The 20,144-nt window shown below is 60.4% G+C and carries 16 protein-coding genes; 2 read left to right on the forward strand and 14 right to left on the reverse strand.

Annotated elements, in window-relative coordinates:
• Positions 1-13 precede the first annotated feature (13 nt).
• From folP to AC2FND_RS06100, 8 genes are all read right to left on the reverse strand, one after another.
• Complete coding sequence (folP, locus tag AC2FND_RS06065; protein ID WP_496768549.1) at positions 14-1,012, reverse strand: dihydropteroate synthase; 999 nt, start codon at positions 1,010-1,012, stop codon at positions 14-16.
• Positions 1,009-1,929, reverse strand: a complete 921-nt coding sequence (locus AC2FND_RS06070) for a dihydroneopterin aldolase (protein ID WP_496768550.1) — start codon at positions 1,927-1,929, stop codon at positions 1,009-1,011. Before AC2FND_RS06070 ends, folP begins: the two co-directional genes overlap by 4 nt.
• A 100-nt stretch (positions 1,930-2,029) precedes the next feature.
• Entirely contained in the window at positions 2,030-3,403 is a 1,374-nt protein-coding gene (locus AC2FND_RS06075; protein ID WP_496768552.1) for a multicopper oxidase family protein, read from the reverse strand.
• Positions 3,404-3,476: 73 nt separating this feature from the next.
• Positions 3,477-4,118, reverse strand: a complete 642-nt coding sequence (locus AC2FND_RS06080; protein ID WP_480485995.1) for a cell wall hydrolase — start codon at positions 4,116-4,118, stop codon at positions 3,477-3,479.
• A 187-nt stretch (positions 4,119-4,305) separates the two neighbouring features.
• The gene (locus tag AC2FND_RS06085; protein ID WP_267363368.1) at positions 4,306-6,846 is read right to left on the reverse strand and encodes a putative PEP-binding protein; all 2,541 of its coding nucleotides are present in this window, start codon (positions 6,844-6,846) and stop codon (positions 4,306-4,308) included.
• An 89-nt stretch (positions 6,847-6,935) separates the two neighbouring features.
• The gene (gene glyS, locus AC2FND_RS06090; protein WP_496768555.1) at positions 6,936-9,155 is read right to left on the reverse strand and encodes a glycine--tRNA ligase subunit beta; all 2,220 of its coding nucleotides are present in this window, start codon (positions 9,153-9,155) and stop codon (positions 6,936-6,938) included.
• Between the two features lie 9 nt (positions 9,156-9,164).
• Positions 9,165-10,376: a sodium/glutamate symporter gene (gltS, locus tag AC2FND_RS06095; RefSeq protein WP_496768557.1), complete on the reverse strand. Its 1,212-nt coding sequence runs from the start codon at positions 10,374-10,376 to the stop codon at positions 9,165-9,167.
• Positions 10,377-10,387: 11 nt separating this feature from the next.
• A complete protein-coding gene (locus AC2FND_RS06100) occupies positions 10,388-10,909 on the reverse strand; it encodes a DUF6446 family protein (protein WP_209504252.1) in 522 nt (173 codons plus the stop codon).
• Between the two features lie 78 nt (positions 10,910-10,987).
• Between AC2FND_RS06100 and AC2FND_RS06105 the strand changes: the two genes are divergently transcribed.
• Positions 10,988-11,620 (forward strand): MarC family protein, encoded by a 633-nt coding sequence (locus tag AC2FND_RS06105; RefSeq protein ID WP_209504253.1) that lies wholly within the window; start codon positions 10,988-10,990, stop codon positions 11,618-11,620.
• 5 nt (positions 11,621-11,625) lie between these two features.
• On the opposite strand, the gene AC2FND_RS06110 is transcribed toward AC2FND_RS06105, so the two are convergent.
• Positions 11,626-12,558, reverse strand: coding sequence for a glycine--tRNA ligase subunit alpha (locus AC2FND_RS06110; protein ID WP_209504254.1), 933 nt, complete (start codon positions 12,556-12,558; stop codon positions 11,626-11,628).
• A gap of 207 nt (positions 12,559-12,765) precedes the next feature.
• Here AC2FND_RS06110 and AC2FND_RS06115 point away from each other — a divergent pair, with 207 nt between their 5' ends.
• Entirely contained in the window at positions 12,766-14,505 is a 1,740-nt protein-coding gene (locus AC2FND_RS06115) for a serine protease (RefSeq protein WP_496768559.1), read from the forward strand.
• Between the two features lie 67 nt (positions 14,506-14,572).
• Here the strand turns inward: AC2FND_RS06115 and AC2FND_RS06120 are convergent, their stop codons facing one another.
• The 5 genes from AC2FND_RS06120 to AC2FND_RS06140 form a co-directional block, all read right to left on the reverse strand.
• Complete coding sequence (locus tag AC2FND_RS06120) at positions 14,573-16,147, reverse strand: thiamine pyrophosphate-binding protein (RefSeq protein ID WP_496768561.1); 1,575 nt, start codon at positions 16,145-16,147, stop codon at positions 14,573-14,575.
• Positions 16,147-17,595, reverse strand: coding sequence for a TrkH family potassium uptake protein (locus AC2FND_RS06125; RefSeq protein ID WP_209504257.1), 1,449 nt, complete (start codon positions 17,593-17,595; stop codon positions 16,147-16,149). The genes AC2FND_RS06120 and AC2FND_RS06125 overlap by 1 nt, the downstream gene beginning before the upstream one ends.
• A 59-nt stretch (positions 17,596-17,654) precedes the next feature.
• Positions 17,655-18,293 (reverse strand): hypothetical protein, encoded by a 639-nt coding sequence (locus AC2FND_RS06130; RefSeq protein ID WP_496768562.1) that lies wholly within the window; start codon positions 18,291-18,293, stop codon positions 17,655-17,657.
• Positions 18,294-18,576: 283 nt separating this feature from the next.
• The gene (gene folE2, locus AC2FND_RS06135; protein ID WP_496768564.1) at positions 18,577-19,680 is read right to left on the reverse strand and encodes a GTP cyclohydrolase FolE2; all 1,104 of its coding nucleotides are present in this window, start codon (positions 19,678-19,680) and stop codon (positions 18,577-18,579) included.
• Positions 19,681-19,924: 244 nt separating this feature from the next.
• Positions 19,925-20,144: PLP-dependent transferase (locus tag AC2FND_RS06140; protein ID WP_496768565.1), on the reverse strand; the 220-nt coding region annotated here is incomplete at its 5' end.

Raw genomic sequence — 20,144 nt, forward strand, 5'->3', positions numbered from 1 at the left:
CCGTGAGACCGGATTACCGGACAGCGGCCCATAGGCGCAAGGCCTGAGCAGTCTCGGCGACGTCGTGAACGCGAATGATCTGCACGCCCTGGGACAATCCGGCCAAAGCCACGGCAATTGAACCCGGCGCGCGGGCAGTCTTGTCCGGTTCCCGTCCAATTGTTCCGATAAAGCCCTTGCGGGACACGCCCAGCAGGATCGGGCAGCCAAGCCCGTGAAACAGGCTGAGATTGCGCAGCAAGGTCAGGTTATGGTCTTCGGTCTTGCCGAAACCGATGCCCGGATCGACGATGATCAGATCGCGCCGAAGCCCCAGGTTCTCCAGCAGAGCGATCTGGGTTTCGAGGAAGTCATAAACATCCAGCAACACGTTGTCGTAGCTGGGGTTTTCCTGCATCGTGGCCGGATCGCCCTGCATATGCATGACGCAGACAGGTGTGCCCTTGGCGGCGCAGAACGGTGCCAGTTCGGGATCGAAGGTGAACCCCGAGACGTCGTTGACCAGCCCCGCGCCCGCCGCACACGCCGCTTTGGCGACGCTGGCTTTGCGGGTGTCGATTGAAATCAGAGCATCCGTTTGAGCGCGAATCGCCTCGATCACCGGGCGGGTGCGGGTAATTTCCTGATCTGCCGGAATGAAATCCGCGCCCGGGCGCGTTGATTCCCCGCCGATATCCAGAATGGTGGCCCCATGCGCCACCATCCTTGCAGCGGCATCGCGGGCGGCCTCGACCGAGCTGTGAACACCCCCGTCCGAGAAACTGTCAGGCGTGGTGTTGAGAATGCCCATGATATGCGGCACCTGCATATCCAGCCCGGCGATGCGCGCGCGCGGGCCGGTCAAACGCGCCAGCGCCCCACCGGGAATATCCGATGCCGCCATGATCTGCGGAGCGGTGTCGTGCCCAAGCGCTTCGACATGGGTAAACCACAGGGGCTGACCGGCCAGAGAGTACGCGCCAGCGGGCCGGGTCTGGCCGTGCTGAACCAGCGGTCTGAAATAGATGCTCACAATTGGGCCTGATCCACGGCCACAGCCCGCAGGGGGGTTTTGGGCGCTTTCGGCAATTCACCGCCGATGACCATCATTTCACTGGCTTCAAAGGTCGCGGCAAACCATGCGGCCAAAGCCACGGCGTCGGAGGGCGCGGCGGACGGACCATCCACCGCGTCCAGAACGATCTTGGACGGGGCCCAGACGCAGATCTGGCCGTTCTTCATGGCCCAGTCCAGTTCCGTCCGAGTTGAAACCACCTTGCAGCGGTGATCGCGTGCGGCCAGAACCCACGCGTTTTGCTCGATCGCAAGCAGGTCAATCCGGCGCTGTGTCATTGCGTGGCCGGTTTGCGGCGCAGCCAGGTCTGACGCCCCCACACACAGGATCAGCGGGCGCTGGCGGTTCTGCAACTGGTCGATCCACCCGGTCAGATTGTCCGAGGCGATGGCGTCATTCGATAGATAGACCAGACGGGGATGCGGGCGGTCTTCCTCGGTCACGTCGTGATGAACCGAGTCTTTCCCGCGCACGATCTCGACCCCAAGAGCGCCCGGACCACGATCCAGTTTTTCGATGCGAACAAAGACCCTTACAGCCTGAGGTTCATGCAAGATACGTTCGGCCACACGTTCGGCAAGGGTTTCAAGCAGGTTCAGACGTTCGGCCGCGAGCTCATAGGCAATGGCTTCCGTCACCCGGTCATAAGACAGGATGCGATCCACATCGTCGTCAATGGGATCGGTCAGAGGACGGACTTCGACGACGATATTGAAACAGATCCGCTGCGTTGTTCCCCGCTCGGCCTGAAACGCACCGATTTCAACCTCGACAATATGGTCGCGCAGGGAAATACGGTCCAGCGGCCCGCGGGGCGAGGTCGCCTCGGACCGTTCGGACGGGTGCGCAAATGCCAGTCGGATTTCAGAACTCATGGGTCCGGCCTTTTCGGCTTGTTGCAGGGCTTGCCCACTATAGGCGTTGCAAGCGCCTATAACATTCAAACAAACGCCATTCCAACCGCCGAATGCGGCGTCAGGTGACGCGAAACCAGCTCATCATACCCGAAGCGGCATGGCCCAGCATATGGCAATGCAACAGCCAGTCCCCCGGATTATCCGCGACCAGCGCGATCTGGCGGGTTTGTCCCCGATCAACCAAAACAGTGTCGCGCCACGGGCCAAGCGATCCGTCCGGCTGGATCAGTCGGAAGTGGTGGCCGTGCAAATGCATGGCATGTGGAAAGACTGTTTCATTGACGAACTCGATCCTGTGAAGGCCGCCGGTCCGGGCGTCCAGAAACGGATCGGACGGGCGTTCCGCATAACCGTTCAGGGCCCAGAACCGGCCCAACTGCGCCAGTTCCTGGCCTGACAATTCAGTGTCCCCGATCCGGGCGTTGTCCAGCCAGCGCATCGCCCCGCCTTGCAGGGACATCCGGTGCAATGGTGCGGATGAGACATCCCCGATGACTGGCAAAGGGTTGGGCGGCAACGCTGCCACGCCTTGTCGTGGCGCGGGTGCGAGAGGTTCGTCGATATCGAACCGAACGATGCCAAAGGCACCGTCGCGTTCAACACTCACCAGACTTGCCGTATCACCCCCGGCCACGACATCCACAACAAGATCGATGCGTTGTGCAGGGGCGATTGGGAAAGCCCCCGACAATGGGATCGGCGTTTCCAGTGGCATACCGTCAAGGGCGACGATCCACCCTGACAACCCATCGAGATTCAGGTCAAAAATCCGCGCGTTGGAGGCGTTGATCAGGCGTAGCCGGAGACGGTCGTTCCGTCGCGCCTGAACGCGCGGATCAAGGGATCCGTTGACAGTGATGATATTGCCCAGTCGGCCAGCGTGGCTGAGATCATGGCCATTGTCGAAATCATCCGTGATCTGAGCGGTTTCCGGATCAAGCCGCCAGTCGTCCAGCATCAGCACCAGATCCTGATCCACATCGGGGGCAGCGGTTTCTTCGACGATCAGCGGCCCGTAAAGCCCGCGCGCAACCTGTTCCATTGATTGGTTATGCGCATGATACCAATAGGTCCCTGCGTCTGGAACGATGAAAGAGTAATCAAAGCTTGCGCCCGTCTCGACCGCGTCCTGTGTCAGGCCGGGCACGCCGTCCATGGCGTTTTCAATGCGAATGCCGTGCCAATGGACCGAAGTTGCTTGCGGAAGCTGGTTCATCAGGGTGCGCTGGATGCGGTCGCCCTGCCTGACGCGCAGTTCAACGCCGGGGACAGACCCGTCATATGTCCAGACTTCCGTTTCAGGAAAACTTGCAGGCGCGATCGGGTGTTTGGTTACACGCGCATTAAGCGGTGCAAAACCCGCGCTGGCCACACGCGGCATCAGCAATGCTGCTGCAGCCGTTTGCAAAAGGTGTCTGCGGTTCAAAATCATTACGGGCCTCCTGGCCCGCAATATAGGATGCAACCTGCCCCGCGCCAGCAAGCTTCCAGCGCGGGTGCGTCAATCAGTTGCTCGCTGTCCGGTAGTTGTGGCGGTAAAAAACATGCACGCCGATTTTCGCCGTCTGTTTATAGACCCGCGACCAGGATGGGCGAACCGATGTCGTGTGATAGTGCGTCGCCCCTTCGGTCAACTCATCCGCCACTCCATCAATGGCTGCCCGCGCGACTTTTGCCACACGCTCATACGCCGTTTTCTCGTGGATGACCTCTTTGCGGCCATCGCAGGTGTATGTGAACTGGCACTGGTATTTCTTGCCGGTCCCCTGATGGATCACCCCGCACAGGGAATCCGGGAAACGGCTGCTTTTGACCCGGTTCAGGATCACTTCGGCAACCGCGAACTGGCCGCGCACGCTTTCGCCGCGCGCCTCGAAGTACAGGGCTTCGGACAGGCATTTCCAGTTTTCACCACCAGAGGCCTTTGGTTGCTGGTCAAGCCAGTCTTTGGAGAAGGACACTTCGACAGGTTCAGCCGCCTTGCGGGGCTGGAACAGCTTGAAATAATCCCGAAAACTTTGCGCCGGCAGTTCACTGCGGGCGACAAGTTCTTGTTTTGCAGTATCAGTCGCTTCCTTCTCGGCGAAGGACGCACTCGGCAGCACGGTTGCCGCCACTGCGGCAACAGCCAATATGTAACGTAGCATCAGATAACCTCGCACAGGCACATCACGCGCCATACCCTCCCCCGGCGGGCGCGACGAGGCTGATACCCCAGACTGAGGCAAAGGTCCAGTATCTTGAAAAAAGCAAGTGGAAAATCGCCCGTAGCGAAAATATTTTTCGCCTACGAGTGACCGTATAACCCACTATTTCTTGGGGTTCGGCGCAGTGTCAACCCCCAAGTCTGGAGGAAATCGCCAGTTGAGCGGCAGCCAGCCGAGCGACCGGAACCCGGAACGGTGAGCATGACACATAGTCGAACCCGAGATCGCGGCAGATGGCGATTGATTCGGGGTTCCCGCCGTGTTCGCCACAGACCGAAAGGGTCACATCCGGTTTCGCGGCGCGCCCGCGTTCTGCCCCGAGTTTCAGCAACTCGCCCACCCCGTCCGGATCAAGAACGTGGAACGGATCTTCGGTAAAGACCCCCTGTCGCACGTAAGCGGACATGAAACGACCGGCATCGTCGCGGGACAGACCGTAGGTCATCTGGGTCAGGTCATTTGTACCAAAACTCATGAAGGCGGTCTGCGGCGCGATCTCTTCCGCGCGCAGACAGGCGCGCGGCGTTTCGACCATGACGCCCAGCCGATATTCAAATTTCTGCCCCCGTTCCGATTCAACGGCGGCGGCAACCGAGTCGATGCGGGATTTGACCAGTTCAACCTCGCGCTTGGCGGAAACCAGCGGGATCATCACTTCGGGCACCACCGGGGCACCGTTTTTTCGGGCCTCAAGCGTGGCTTCGAAAATCGCACGCGCCTGCATGTCGTAGATCTCGGGCACGGTGACACCCAGACGAACGCCGCGCAGGCCAAGCATGGGGTTGTATTCGGTCATCGCCTCGACCCGGCGTTCGACGTCGGACACGGGCAGGTCCAGCGCTTCGGCCAGTTCCCGTTGCCCGGTGCGCGTTGTCGGCAGGAATTCATGCAAGGGGGGATCGAACAGGCGGATGCAGACAGGCTGGCCTTCCATGATCCTGAACAGCTGAACAAAATCCTCGCGCTGCATCGGAAGCAGGCGTGCCAGCACTGCCGCCCTGCCCGCCGAGGTTTGCGCAAAGATCATTTCGCGCATCACGATCAGACGACCGGGATCAAAGAACATATGTTCTGTCCGGCACAGACCGATCCCCTGGGCCTGAAAATTCCGGGCCGTCTGCGCGTCAGCCGGTGTGTCGGCATTGGCGCGGATGTCGATGTCACGCTCGGCATCGGCCCAGCCCATCAGTGTCTGGAAACAGTCATCCAATGCGGCCTCGAGCATGGCGGGCTGACCGGCCAGCACCTGACCCGAACTGCCATCAATGGTGACAATATCGCCGGTTTTGAACACGCGCCCATCCGGTGCGGTCAGCATCTTGTCTTTCGTCTGAAACCGCATTTCCGAGGCCCCGACTATACAGGGCAGGCCCAATCCGCGCCCGATCACGGCCGCGTGGCTGGTCATGCCGCCCTTTTCCGTCAGAACCGCTACAGCGGCGTGCATCCCGCGCACATCCTCGGGCGAGGTTTCCCGGCGCACCAGAACACACGCCTCGCCCCGAGCGGCACTGGCCTGTGCTTCGGCCGAGGTGAACACGATCTTGCCGGTCGAGGCACCGGGGCTGGCACCAATGGCCGTGGTCAGCACATCGCGGCGCGCATCGGGGTGGACCTGACGGTGCAGTAGTTCGTTCAGCGCGTGCGGGTCGACACGCATCACCGCCTCTTGCGGCGGTATGATACCGTCTTCGGCAAGACGTACGGCAATGCGCATGGCCGCGCGGGCCGATCGCTGCACCCGGACGCCATCCAGAATATGCACAGTGCCATCCTGAATGACGAATTCGACCTGCATCTCTTCGCGCAGTTTCTGGCGCATCAGGGCGGCATGCGCTTTGACATCGGCAAAAGCTTTAGGCGCGACCTCTTCCAGCGAGGGGCCGCGCGGGTCTTTTTCCAGAAACAGGGCTGCCACATCTTTGCCCAGCGCATCGCGCCCCTGGCTCTGACTTAGGTAGCGACCGGTGATCTGTGGCATTCCGGTTGTGGAATCAACCAGTTGCAGAACGCCCGATCCGCACTCCCCTTTCCCTACTCCGGGGATCATCTCTTGGATGACCAACCCAAGCCCGGCATCAGCGGGTGCCCCCTTGGCCTGCCGCAGCAAGCGCGCGGACGTCCCGTCCCATGCACGCGCCATCGAGCGCAGAACACCGATCAGCTGTTCCCCCCTGTCCTGCGGAAAGACCTCGTCGGTTTCATCCTCGTAGGCGCGCAGCGAATGGCGCAGCCCTTCGCGGCCATCAGCGTCAATGTCATCAAACACATCCGCATCCAGCCGCGCCACGTGGATCGCATAGCTTTGAACGAACCTCAGATACAGGGCTGCAGCGGCCTCGGCCCCCATGGTGTCGGACAGGTCGACATAACGGGCATCGTTCATTCCGATATTGAGAACCGCGCCGGGACCACCCCAATCGGGGTCTTCGGAACTGGGCCGGACGCATAGCAACGAAGTGGGATCGAACTGTTCGAGGATCGCTGCAATATCCGGGGTTGTCCCTTCTGCGATCTGGTGAACGGCATCAAATGACAACGCAACGGTTCGGGGCACCGGCAGGTCCAGCCGGACCAGACGTTGCAGACATTTGGCCCGCCCGCCATGCCTATGGGCGGTGACAGGCGCGTCGGATGTAATGAGCGTTGTATTCGGATTATTCTGCACTGCAGCACCTTTTGGTTTGCGTGCAGCATAAGCGCTTGCGCCCTTCACGCAAGTGCGTTGTGGGCGCGCCTGCCAGCGCGCCCGGTCGTTTACCCTTCGATCCGGGTCAGATCGGCCACGCTGGAGCAGATCTGCCGGATCTGGCTGAGCAGGTTCAGCCGGTTGCGGCGAACGATATCATTGTCGGTGTTGACCTGCACATCCTCAAAGAACGCATCCACCGGCCCGCGCAGCCCTGCCATGGCGGCCATGGCCGTGGGGAAATCTTCGGATGTCAGCGCGGGTTCGATTTGCGCCTGTGCTGCATCCAAGGCTGCAAACAATGCCTTTTCGCTGTCTGTTTCGGCGAATTTCACATCCGCACCGTAGGAATATTCCACCCCATCTTTTTCCTCGGCCTGGGTCAGGATGTTGTTTGCGCGCTTGAAACCCTGCACAAGGTTTTCGCCATCCTCGGTCGCGATCACCGCGTTCAGCGCGCGCGCGCGTTTGACCAGCAGATTGAGGTCATCATTGCACTCCATCGCGATACAGGCGTCGATGACGTCGTGACGGATGCCTTCGTCGCGGAGGAAGACCTTGAGGCGGTCGTGGAAGAAGGAGAGGAGATCGTCGGATGCGTCGGGGATCTTCTTTTCAAGGCTCAGGAAATCGGCGCCCGACACTTCGCCCAGCCTTTCCTTGACAGTCTGGAAGGCTGCGCCAAACACGCCGTGATCTGCGATTTCATCCAAAAGTTCGTCAACGTTTTCCGCCGCCAACGCCTCGTTTGCAGCGCTTTCAGCACGCAGCAGCTGCCCGTCGAAGAACCGATCCAGATGCAGGCGCAGGTCATTGTCGAGCACCAACCGGATAACCCCCAGCGCTGCCCGGCGCAGAGCAAACGGGTCTTTTGAGCCGGTAGGCTTTTCATCAATCGCCCAGAACCCCGCCAGCGTGTCCAGCTTGTCGGCCAATGCAACGGTCACCGACAGCGGAGCCGTGGGCACGTCGTCTGATGGCCCCAAAGGCGAGTAGTGCTCTTGCGCGACAGCAGCCACGGCAGCCTCTTCGCCTGCCGCTTCGATGTAATACCGCCCCATAAGGCCCTGAAGCTCGGGGAATTCGTAGACCATTTCCGAGCTGAGGTCGGCCTTGGCCAGGCGCGCGGCTTTTTCAGCCTGATCGGCATCGGCTCCGGTCACTGGGGCCAGTTCGCGGGCCAGCGCGGCGATGCGCCCGATCCGGTCGGCCTGCGTTCCCAGTTTGTTGTGGAAGGTGACGTTTTCCAGCGCGCGGGTCCATTGTGCAATGTCCAATTTGGCGATGCGCAGGTCATTTTCCCAAAAGAATTTGGCATCCGCCAGACGGGCCGACAGCACTTTCTGATTGCCCGCCAGAATGGTCGCGCCATTGTCAGCGGTTTCGCGGTTCGCAACTGTGACGAACCGTTCAATCCGGCCCGTTTTGGGATTGCGGACCGAGAAGAACTTTTGGTGTTCTTTCATCGAGGTTTGCAGCACCTCGGGCGGCAGGTCGAGGAATTCGTCGTCAATCTGCCCCATCAGGACGACCGGCCATTCGACCAGCCCGGCGACCTCGGCCAGCAGGCCCTTGTCTTCGACCACCTCTAGCCCGGCGGCAAAGGCCAGGTTCTGCGCGTCGTTCCAGATATGCTCGGCGCGTTCTGCGGGTGACAGCACCACATAGGCGCGCTTCAGTTTGGCGGCGTAATCCTCAAACGAGGTGACAGCGAACCGGTTCGGAGCCATGAAACGATGGCCTTCGGTGGTGTCGCCGGATGCGACACCCTCGACCTCGAGCGGCACGACCTGCGCGCCCGCCTCATCGCTGAGGATACACAGGATCGAATGCAATGGTCGCACCCAACGCAGCGACCCACTGCCCCAGCGCATCGATTTGGGCCAGGGGAAGTTTCGAATCGTCGCCTCAAGCACCTCGGCCACAATCTCGGCTGCCGGGCGGCCTGGCTTTTCGATCATGGCGAAATACACGGCACCTTTCGGTGTCTCGCGTTCCTCCAACTGGTCGCGGGTCAGACCGGCGCCACGCAGGAAGCCTTCGATGGCCTTGTCGGGCGCACCAACCTTGGGGCCCTTACGTTCCTCATGAATAGTGGGGCTTTCCGCCAACAACCCCTCGACCGCCAGAGTCAGGCGGCGCGGCGTGGTCAGCGCAGCGGCAGAGGCATAGGTCAGACCAGCCTCGACCAAACCATCGGTGATCCGCTTTTTCAGGTCCTCACCAGCACGGGCTTGCATCCGTGCGGGGATCTCTTCGGAAAACAGTTCGATCAGCAGGTCGGGCATAGTCGGTCCTTAGAAATTGACGATCGTCTGGATGACGATGGCATTGGCAATGTCCACAAAGAAGGCGGATACAAGGGGCAGCACGATAAAGGCAATAGGCGACGGGCCATATCGCTTGGTGACGGCGGTCATATTGGCGATGGCGGTGGGGGTTGCCCCCAGGGCGAAGCCCCCGAACCCGGCGGCCAGAACGGCGGCACGGTAATTCGAACCCATCAACGGGAACAGGACCCACAACACAAAGACCACAGCAAACAACGTCTGCGCAGTCATGATCACGGCAATGGCCAATCCCAGTTCTGCTATGGTCCAGAGCTGCAAGCTCATCAACGACATCGCCAGAAACGCGCCCAGCGCAAATTCCGAAATCAGCGCCAGCGACGGTGTGCGCGACACTTTCGGAGCGCCGGGAAACAGCGCGTCCCGCAGATTGGCGATCACGATGCCCATGATCAGGCAGGGCACGAACAGCGGCAGTTTCAGCCCGGCGGCGGCAATTGATTCATTCAGTGCATATCCCAAGATGATCGCCAGGTTCAGGTGCAGCAGGACGCGCATGACGGTCAGATGATCGATGTTTGCGGTGTGCCCGTCATGCTCATCCGGCAATCCGACGCTGGGTTCTTCGTCAGGGCGGTCAGGCGTCAGGCCGCGCCGCTCGACCAGCAGGCGCGCAATTGGGCCGCCAACCAGCGCGGCAAGCACCAATCCAAGGGTGGCGACGGCCACACCCAGTTCGGTCGCGCCGTCAAGCCCCGTTGCCTGCGCCACGTCCGGCGCCCATGCGATTGCCGTACCGTGCCCACCGATCAGGGCGGCCGATCCGAACAACACACCGGCCTGTGCGGGATAGCCGAAGATCGCCGCTCCAGCGGCACCAATCACATTCTGAAAGACAATCGTCGCCAGAGTGAGAATCAAAAGCAAGATTAACGGCTTACCGCCCGCAATGAGGTCAGACAGGCGGGCATTCAGGCCGATCCCGGCAAAAAACAGGACCAGCAGGAAATCGCGGGCCGTAAGGCCAAAGAACAGCTCGATCCCGAATACCAGATAGAGCGTCAGAACCACCAGCGAAGCCAGCAGGCCCCCTGTTACGGGTTCCGGGATGTTGAAATTGCGCAGGGTTGTCACACGTGCGTTGATCTCGGCCCCTATCAGAAAGACCGCAAACCCCAGAGTGGCCGTCAGGAAATCGGGGATTTCTATGACATGGCCCACGGTCTGCTCCTTCAGTTTTCCGGGCGCGGCGGGCATTCCTCGCCCACGACGGTACCGTCATAAGCTTTTTCACCGCAATTGTTCAACGCGTGCCAGACATAGCCCTTGCCATCCGCGGAGATCGCCACGATCCGGTCGACGCCGAAGTGGATGTTCTTCACCCCCATGAACGCCCGCGCCTGCCCGGATTCAAGCGCATCCGCCAATGACACCGCATCGTAGCATTCAAACCATCCCGGTGCAGTCAAGGGTTCAGGGTTTTCGACAGGCACGTATCCAGCCATCTGGTCTGGCATCAATTCGGTTTCGAAACAGGCGCGATACCGGATCGGCGAACTGTCCGCGTCGATTGCCTGAAACCCGGAATAGGCGATGGGTTCCGGCACACCGTTAGCATCCGTCGTCAGGGCAACGTCCTGCCCCGGTTGCGGTTCGACCTCATAATAATAGCCGTAGACCTGTAGATAATACATGCCGAGGCCTGCCACGATGGCCGACAGCAGCAGAAGAATTGCCAGCAGTTTTCCCGTCATCTTTCAGGCCGCCTCTTTCAAGTTCTTGTAAAATAGGACAGGTTTCATCGGGGAACAGGCAGAAACGAGGTCTACACGATGGAATCCACCTTTGCCGTCGGATTTTTCGGCGCATTGTTTGCGATCATGAACCCGGTCACCAACCTGCCGGTGTTTCTGAGCGTCACTCAGGACCTGTCCGCCACCGAACAGCGCAAGATTGCGGTCAAAACCGTGATCTACTGCCTGATCCTTGGTGGTGCCTTTGCCCTGGTCGGCAGTCAGGCGCTTGGCCTTTTTGGCATCAGCGTCAATCATCTGCGCGTCGCCGGTGGTTTGGTTGTCATGATGATCGGTCTGAACATGCTGAACGGACACGAAAGCACCTCTCATCACGGGACGAAGGGGGAAAAGGACGCTTACCCCGAACCCGACACCGTCGCCTTTTATCCGCTGGCCTTTCCCATTCTGGTCGGCCCCGGCACCATCACCACGCTGATCCTGTATGCGCACCAGATCAAGAAGCCCGTAGAAGCCTTTGTTTATGCAGGTGTATACCTTGCTATTGTCGGCCTGCTTCTGATCACGTTCTGGAACGCGGCCTGGCTGGCCCAACGCCTGTCCGACACCGCGCGCGTGATCATGAGCCGCTTTATGGGGATGATTCTGGCGGCTATCGCCGTCAGCATGATCGCGGACGGCCTGAAAGCCCTGTTGCCGGGACTGGCCTGATCGCCTCATCCGGCGCTGAACCCGGCCGCCTCGGTCTGCACAAAGGCATCCGCGCATTGCTTGGCCAGCGCCCGCACGCGCCCGATATAGGCCTGCCGTTCGGTGACCGAGATCACGCCCCGCGCATCCAGCAGGTTGAAGATGTGTGACGCCTTGATGCACTGGTCATAGGCCGGATGCGCCATGATGATGCGCTTGCCGGTTTTCGGATCGTCATGCGCCTGCGCCAGGATCGTGGCGCATTCAGCCTCGGCCTCTTCGAAATGGCGCAGCAGAACCTCGGTATTGGCAACGTCAAAGTTCCAGCGGGCGTATTCCTCTTCGGTCTGTTTGAAGATGTCGCCATAGGTCAAAGCGCTGGGGGATTGCGGATCGTTGAACGGCATGTCCATCACGTGGTCGATGCCCAGCACATACATAGCCAGACGCTCGAGCCCATAGGTCAGCTCGCCCGAGACAGGCGCGCAGTCATGGCCGCCGACCTGCTGGAAATAAGTGAACTGGCTGACTTCCATTCCGTCACACCAAACCTCCCAGCCAAGCCCCCACGCGCCGAGTGTAGGGCTTTCCCAGTCGTCTTCGACAAAGCGGATATCATGTAGGTCCATGTCGATGCCGATGGCCTGAAGGCTGCCCAGATACAGCTCCTGCAAATCCGGCGGGCTGGGTTTGATCAGCACCTGATACTGGTAGTAATGCTGGAGCCGGTTGGGGTTTTCGCCATAACGCCCGTCCGTGGGACGGCGCGACGGCTGAACATAGGCTGCAGCCCATGCCTTGGAGCCCAGCGCCCGCAAAGTGGTTGCGGGATGGAACGTTCCTGCCCCGACCTCCATGTCATAGGGTTGCAGAATCGCGCAGCCTTTCGAGGCCCAGTAGGACTGAAGCCTGAGGATGATTTCCTGAAATGAACGCGGTGCGCTGGTCGGTTCGGTCATGACATTCCCTCTGGGCGCCCCGTGCGCCCGGTTCCGGTCGGTTTGGCCCTTCCTATGCAAGGGGCCGAGGGGCGTCAACGGGGCTTTGGGCTGCGGCTGTATCTGCGCGGCCACACCACAAATTCCCCGCATTCACAGCATGGTATTTGGCAAATGAAATCGCGTATTCTGCCGCTCAGTACAAACACCGCATAACACGGGCAGACTATGACACGCGTATTTTCAGCAATTCTTTTGTTTCTTCTGGTCGGCCTGCGCGCCGCGACCGCTCAACAAGACCCCGGCGTCTGGGTTCAGGTCGAGGCGCAGCCGTCGCTGCGCGAAGCGCAGGACCGGGCGCAAGCCTATGCCAGCACCCTGCCCGACGTGAACGGGTTTCGGCTGAACAGTGGCTGGTATGCCATCGTGATCGGCCCTTATGCACGCGGGGATGCCGAGCAGGTATTGCGCGTATACCGGGCTGAGGGGCAGATCCCGCGTGACAGCTTTGTCGCGTTTTCAAGCGCGTTGGGGCAACAGTTCTGGCCTGTCGGCGAAAACGCGGCAAACCGCGACGTCGTAAGCGCGCCGACGGAACCGGCAGCACAGGCGGAAGAACCCGTGGCGGTTACGACCCCGCAGGTTTCGGATGAAACCCGCGCACAAGCGCTGCAATCCGAGCGCCTTTTGACCGCGCAGGAACGGAGAGACTTGCAAACGGCCCTGCAAGCGGCGGGTTTCTATAATTCGACCATTGATGGCGCTTTCGGTCAGGGTACCCGCCGGTCGATGGGCGATTGGCAGCGGTTCAAAGGGTATGAGGCGACGGGCGTTTTGACCACGGTGCAACGCAAGGCCCTGTTGGATGAATACAACGCGCCGCTGATCTCGGCCGGGATGGACCGGTATTCCGACGACGCGGCCGGAATTGCGCTGGACATGCCGTTGGGTACAGTCAGCTTTGACCGCTATGAAGCTCCGTTCGTACATTTCAAAAGCGCCTCGGATCTGAACGCCCAGGCCCTTTTGATCAGTCAGGAGGGTGACAAGAACACGCTGCGCGCCCTTTACCAGGTGATGCAGTCGCTTGAGATTGTACCGCTGAACGGCCCGCGTGAGCTGGGCCGCGACCAGTTTACCCTTGAAGGGCGCGGCAATGGGATCGTTTCATTCACGCAGGCGCGGTTGGCCGATGGAATGATCAAGGGCTTTACGCTGGTCTGGCCCGAAGGGGACGAGGCGCGCCGCCTGCGTGTTCTGGCTGCGATGGCGACCAGCCTGAGCACAACGGACGCGGTTCTGGATGCCGCCGCCGGTGCGGATGCGGAACAGCGCATCGATCTGGTCTCGGGTCTTCAGATCCGCAAGCCGCGGCTGTCGCGGTCGGGCTTTTTCGCTGGCGCGGACGGCACGGTTCTGACGGTGTCGGAAGCCGCCGAAAGCTGCACCCGGATCACCCTGGAGGGGGATCAGGAGGTTCAACTGGCGCTGACGGACCAGGAGCTTGGTGTTTCGGTCCTGCGCCCTGCAAAAGCCCTTGCACCCATGAGTGTTGCTGCTTTCAGCACCACCCAGCCGCGCATTCAGTCCGAAGTGGCCGTATCCGGCTTTTCCTATCAGGGGGCTTTGGGCGCGCCGACGCTGACCTACGGTCAAATCGCGGATATCCGTGGCCTGAACGGCGAGACAGGTATCAAACGGCTGGCCCTGAACGCACAGCCCGGAGATGCGGGCGGGCCGGTTTTCAACGACAGCGGCAACGTGGTTGGCATGTTGCTGCCCACACCGTCCGAGGGGCGCACCCTGCCCGCATCGGTCAGCCTTGCGGCAACGGTCGAGCGGTTGACAGAAATCCTGACGAAAGCCGGCGTTTCCGGTCAGTCAAGCGAGGAAACCACCCGGATTTCCCCTAACGAGCTGAACCGGCGCGCGACCGGAATGACGGTTCTGGTACACTGCTGGGACTGAGCCCGCGCAGACATTGAAACCAGACGTTGAAACACCAAAGCGCCGCATGAAGATGCGGCGCTTTTTGTTACAGAATGTCCGAGGTCACGTGGATCAAGGTCGGGACAGGCGCATCGAACGCCGCGCGAATCGCGCTCTGCATCTCAGCCAGAGATGAAGGGGCTAAGGAAAGCGCGCCAAAAGCCTCGGCCAGTTTGCAGAAATCCGGGTTATGCGCCACCACCGCATTGGGCGCGATCTGGCTGCGGACCATGCTGTCTTCGATTTCTTTCAGCTTGCCATTGTCCCACAGGATGATCGGCAGCGACAATCCCAGTTCGACCGCAACACCCAGTTCCTGCATCGTATAGTGGAACCCGTAATCCCCGGCGATTACCGCCGTTGGTTTGCCGCGCCGCGCCACCGCGCCGCCAATTCCGGCCGGCAGACCATAGCCCAGCGTTCCGAACCCGGTCGGATGGTGCCAGTGATGCGGATAGGCCATGTCCCACACCTCTTTCGCGACATAGGCGAATTGGGTCATGTCGGAATAGATCATGGTATCAGCAGGCATCGCGGCGCGCAGCGCATCGGCCACTGCTGCAATTCCGGGCCGTTCGGCATCCACCTCGGCCCGCCACCGGGCACGGGTTTCGGAAATTTCGTCGGGCGACCAGCCGGTTGCCGGTTTCAGATTTTCGGTCGCCTGCCACAAGGCGCGGGCAAAGCTTTCGCTGTCGGTTTGCAGTTTGATCGCGGCGCGATGATGGTCGGACAGGACTTCGGGATCAAGGTCAACCCGGATCAGTGTTGCCGAATGCCCAAGGTCGCTGCGCCACAGATCGACCTCGCCCAGTTCTGCGCCGACCGCGATGACCAGATCCGCCGAGGCGATAACCTCGGCGCTGCCGGGGCGCGGCAGCGACGCGCCGAAATCCAGCGGATAGTTTGCGCCCGGCAACCCGCGCCCTGCGTATGTGGTAAAGCAGGCAGCCCCTAGCTGCGTCAGAATCTGCCGCCAGTCATTGGATTTGCAACCGCCCCCCAGAATGAACAGCGGCCTGCGCGCAAGGTTCAGCATCGAGACAACCGGCGATACGTCGGGTGGCAACGCCTTGGTGCGCAACGCGGGCTGGTTGGGGAAAGGTGCCGGGTCAGCCTCGGCCTGCAACTGCGCGATAGTCACCTGAATATGCTTGGGACGCGGGCGCGACAGCTCGAATTCTTCAAAGGCGCGTTCGACCAGTGCATAGGCGGCCTCGGCCGAGTTGGCGTGCGCCGACCAGTCGGCAACGGTTCCGGCCGCAAGGCGCTGGTCCTTCATCTGGTGCAACTGGCCGCGCAGGGCCTGTGTTTCATCAAGGCAGGACGACACCACCAGCATCGGCACCGAGTCGCTGAAGGCCTGCCCGATTGGCGTCATGATGTTGCACAGGCCGGGTCCGGTGATCACAAAAGCGACCCCCGGCTTGCCGGTTGCGCGGGCATACCCATCGGCCATGAACCCCGCCCCCTGTTCGTGCCGGGCCAGAACATGTTGGATGCCAGCTTCTTCGATGCCGCGATACATTTCCTGATTGTGAACGCCGGGTATGCCGAAAATCACGTCCACGCCACGATCCTTGAGCATATGCGAAATCTGCGCGCCAAGGGGTCTTTTCATCAGCCTCTCCAGAATTGAACGGTGAAGATCGCGTAAACGGCCAACAGCTCGAGCCGCCCGACCAGCATCCCGATTGTCAGCAACCATTTGGCGGTGTCGTTGAGATTTGCAAAATTGCCCGCTGGTCCGATCTGATCGCCCAGACCGGGACCGACATTGGCCAGCGCGGTCGCCGCCCCGGAAACGGCTGTGATGAAGTCCAGACCTGTCAGCGCCAGCGCCCAGGACAGCACGCCCATCGACAGGACAAAGAACATGAAAAAGCTCATCACCGAGGTCAGAACACCCTGCCCCACGGGCCGCCCATCGTAGAGCGGCACGAACACGCCATGCGGAGACCTGATCCGTTTGATCTGGCTTTTGATCGAGGCAAACAGCAGCTGGTAGCGGAATATCTTGATCGAACATGCGGTCGATCCTGCGCAGCCGCCAATCAGGCCGATCAGGAAGAACATCATGATCGGAAAGCTGCCCCAGCCCATGTAATCGACACTGGCATAGCCGGTCCCCGAGATGATCGAGGTGATGTTGAACAGAGATTCCCGAAACGCCTGTTCCCAGTGATGCGGAAAGACCGATGTCAGGAAAATCGACATGATGATGACCAGAACCAGAATGGTCGCCAGAAACGCGCGAATTTGACTGTCTTTCCACAAGGACGCTGTATGGCCGTTTGCCAGCTGGACATAGCGCACAAAAGGAAGCGCCGCCAAAATCATGAACACCGACGCCGCATATTCGGCGGGCCCCGAGAATGTTCCGAACGAGGCGTCATAGTTCGAGAACCCGCCCGTCGAAAGCGTTGTCAACGCATGTACCAGCGCATCGAAAAAGTTCATTCCCAGACCGGCGTAAACCAGCGCGCAAACCAGTGTCAGGAAAACATAGATGAGCGAAATCTGACCCGCGATCTCTTGCGCGCGAGGCAGGATTTTCCCCATTGTTTCAAAACCTTCCGAACGGAAGATCTGCATGCCGCCAACGCGCAGCTCGGGCAGGAACACCATGGCGACAACGATGATCCCGATGCCCCCCAGCCATTGCAGGATACCGCGCCACAGCAAAAGCCCCTGCGGCAGGGTGTCCAACCCGGAAATCACCGTTGAACCTGTAGTTGTCAGGCCGGACATCGCCTCGAAATACGCATCGACAAAGCGCAGCTCGGTTTCACCGAACAGAAACGGAATTGCCCCAAACAGGGGCAACGCCGCCCAAACTCCGGTTGTCAACAGGAAGGTCTGGCGGATCGTCAGCCCTTCACCCACACCGTTCGAGCAACTCATCGCCAGAACGGCCCCGGTCAGCGTCGTGATAATGGCGCTTTCCAGAAATACCGGCCATTCGCCGCGCCCCTCGATCAGGTCCGCGAGCATAGGCAGCAGCATGGTCGCCCCAAGAATGGCGACCAGCAAGCCAATCACATATCCGACCGGGCGAAGATCCATCATGACGCGCAGGGTTGGCGTGCCAACCCGACCGTGTCAAGCAGATGATCCCGGTTTACCCGTCAGTTTTTGACATCTGCTCCGGGCATCACAGGTGGTTTGGACGGGGCGCGAGTTTTTCGCGCCTGCGGTTTGCGCGGTTCCGTCGCCGGGGCTGGTTTCGCCTGCACCTTGGCCGGGGCAGGATCGACCGGTGTCGGCTTGACCTGCGCTGCCTGAACAGGCGCCGGTGCCGCAGGGGCGGGATTGGGTGTTACGGGTGGCACGGTTGCGGTCGCAGGTGTCGCCGAGGATTCAACAGGCTTCACTGCTTTTTCATCATTAACCGCTGGTGTCGGTTTGGCTGCCGCCGGGGGGGCTGCCTTGGGCCGCGGACTGGCTGAAAACTCAACCGATTTGGCCGTCGGCTTGGCCGGCGCAGGTTTGCGGGCCAGCTTTTTCTTGGCCGTTGACGATTTCGCCGGTACGCGTTTCGTGCGCGTCGCGGCGGGTTTGGGTTTGGCCGCCGGTTTTTCCGCCGGAGCTTTCACCACTGGACCCGGTGCTGATGCTGCCAGGTGCAGAGCGTGGACCGGCACCATCGGCAGTTCAAGTGCCGAACGTGTCATGATCTGTGCGATCTTGATCTGGTTGACGATCGCATAGCCAGCCATGCGTATAGCCGCGGCCTGAAGCTCCAGCGGTTGGGTAATCGGATTCATTCCATAGATCTCCTGTAAAAACGATGCAGCCAGAAGAGTGAGGGTAAAGCGCCCTGCCCGCTCGGGTGGTCCGGGCGGAGGTTGGGGTCTTGCAGTCCAAGGCGTCTCACGTCTCGGCTTCCTTTCGGGTGACACACCATTGAGCGCGCCGGTGTGCCGAAGCTGCATTCCCCGTCAGGATACAGGAGTTTTTCGCGCAATTGCAGCATTTCTGCTGCGCTGCGGCGAATGAGCGCCGATCAGGTAAATCTCTGATTAAATTCTAGCCACTTACCCGAGACGTTCAGCCAACGTGAAACAGGGTCGTGAACAGTTTCGGGTCAAGGCTGGACGCGGCGAAGGTTGGGCCTTCGGTCAGAATCGACACGGCGTCATGGCTGTGCAGGCTTTCCTGATGGCTTGCGACAACGCGAAAATCACCGACGTGATGATCTGCCAGCAACTCGGCGCAGAACAGGCGCGCGGCATCTTCGACGAAGATCGGATTGGCTGCGTTCAATTCGGCAAAAGCCTGTTCATCTTCCCGCTTCACCATGACCTGCGTTTCCGTCGGAACCGCACGGCGGCACAGCGCAATCAGGTCTTCAAACCACAGGCAATCCGCATCACAGTCCACGACAACCGAGATCCGTGCGACGGAGCGCTGCGAATGCGGCGTCGCCAGCTGACCACGCATCGACCGGGCATGTTCGCTGAGTTCCAGCGAACAGGGGCAGGTCGAGGAATAGACATAGTCAAGGTGCATGATCTTCTGACGCACACCGTTCTGTTCGACCAGTTCCAGGGCGATGTCGTAATACTGGTACCCCTCAAGGTCCGAGCGCAGGCTTTTGATCCTGTCCGGGTAGGAAAAGCGCATCTGGATACGGGCGTCGAAGCTGTCCAGATCGGACATGTAATCGTCCAGGGCGGATTCCATGACCTCAAAGCTGAACGTCCGTTCCGCATGTTTGTAGAAAGACCGCATGATCCGGGACATGTTGATGCCCTTTTTCTCGGCCTCGAGGCTGACCGTGCCGGTGATCGAGGTCTCCAGCGTCAGGTCTTCGCCCTCTTTCCGGTGGAACCGGATCGGCAGGCGGAAGTTCGAAATACCCACATGTTGGATCTGCTGTTTGGCCCCACGGATCAAGCTGGACGGGCCGTTCTGCAAATCCGGCAAGGATGCGCGGTACGCCGCATCGACGGTAAAGTCATCGGGGTAAGCGCGCGAAAAAGGCGGATAGTTGCCCGCTGCCAAACCGGGCAGCAGCCGGGCCACAGCCGGGTCAAGCTGGTTTATCTCGGCTTCCGAGGCAGATTTGGCCCATTGCCGCAGAACGTTCAAAGCCTCGGCAGCCTTGTCCCGATCCGGTTTTTCATCAATGTCACGCGGGTGAACGTTCATCAGCGGCGGTTCCTTGGTTGGTCGTCGGACTATATATGACTGATGGTCTAATACCAGTCTAACCCGATACGTCGGCAATAGCAGCCCGGATTGAAAAATCCGGCGCAAAACCGTCATCTCGCAACAGTTAGCGCCTTTTGAAGGTGGGAACAGCGGGCGGCACGCCTGGCTGCCGCCCGAAACAAAGTGGCCGCTTAGGCACGCAGCCTGCCCCCCAGTACAAAAAGGACGCGGGGGCTTTGGTTTATTTCTGCGAGGCTTCCAACGCTTGCCGAAGGTCGGCCAGCAAGTCACCGGCATCCTCAAGCCCGACGGAAAAGCGGATCAGACCCGGTGTAATGCCCAGTTGGTCCTTCTGCGCGTCGCTGAGACGCTGGTGCGTTGTTGTCGCCGGGTGCGTCGCGATGGATTTGGCATCGCCCAGATTGTTCGAAATCACCGGGATGGTCATCGCATTCAGGAAG

The organism is Ruegeria sp. BHSB056 (genome assembly GCF_059613305.1).

Excerpts from the sequence above, each read along its gene's own strand:
- AC2FND_RS06070 (WP_496768550.1), bottom strand. The coding sequence starts at position 1,929 with ATGAGTTCTGAAATCCGACTGGCATTTGCGCACCCGTCCGAACGGTCC.
- AC2FND_RS06075 (WP_496768552.1), bottom strand. The coding sequence starts at position 3,403 with ATGATTTTGAACCGCAGACACCTTTTGCAAACGGCTGCAGCAGCATTG.
- glyS (WP_496768555.1), bottom strand. The coding sequence starts at position 9,155 with ATGCCCGACCTGCTGATCGAACTGTTTTCCGAAGAGATCCCCGCACGG.
- AC2FND_RS06125 (WP_209504257.1), bottom strand. The coding sequence starts at position 17,595 with ATGATGGATCTTCGCCCGGTCGGATATGTGATTGGCTTGCTGGTCGCC.
- folE2 (WP_496768564.1), bottom strand. The coding sequence starts at position 19,680 with ATGAACGTTCACCCGCGTGACATTGATGAAAAACCGGATCGGGACAAG.
- AC2FND_RS06120 (WP_496768561.1), bottom strand. The coding sequence starts at position 16,147 with ATGAAAAGACCCCTTGGCGCGCAGATTTCGCATATGCTCAAGGATCGT.
- AC2FND_RS06130 (WP_496768562.1), bottom strand. The coding sequence starts at position 18,293 with ATGAATCCGATTACCCAACCGCTGGAGCTTCAGGCCGCGGCTATACGC.
- AC2FND_RS06080 (WP_480485995.1), bottom strand. The coding sequence starts at position 4,118 with ATGCTACGTTACATATTGGCTGTTGCCGCAGTGGCGGCAACCGTGCTG.
- AC2FND_RS06115 (WP_496768559.1), top strand. The coding sequence starts at position 12,766 with ATGACACGCGTATTTTCAGCAATTCTTTTGTTTCTTCTGGTCGGCCTG.
- AC2FND_RS06100 (WP_209504252.1), bottom strand. The coding sequence starts at position 10,909 with ATGACGGGAAAACTGCTGGCAATTCTTCTGCTGCTGTCGGCCATCGTG.
- AC2FND_RS06105 (WP_209504253.1), top strand. The coding sequence starts at position 10,988 with ATGGAATCCACCTTTGCCGTCGGATTTTTCGGCGCATTGTTTGCGATC.
- AC2FND_RS06110 (WP_209504254.1), bottom strand. The coding sequence starts at position 12,558 with ATGACCGAACCGACCAGCGCACCGCGTTCATTTCAGGAAATCATCCTC.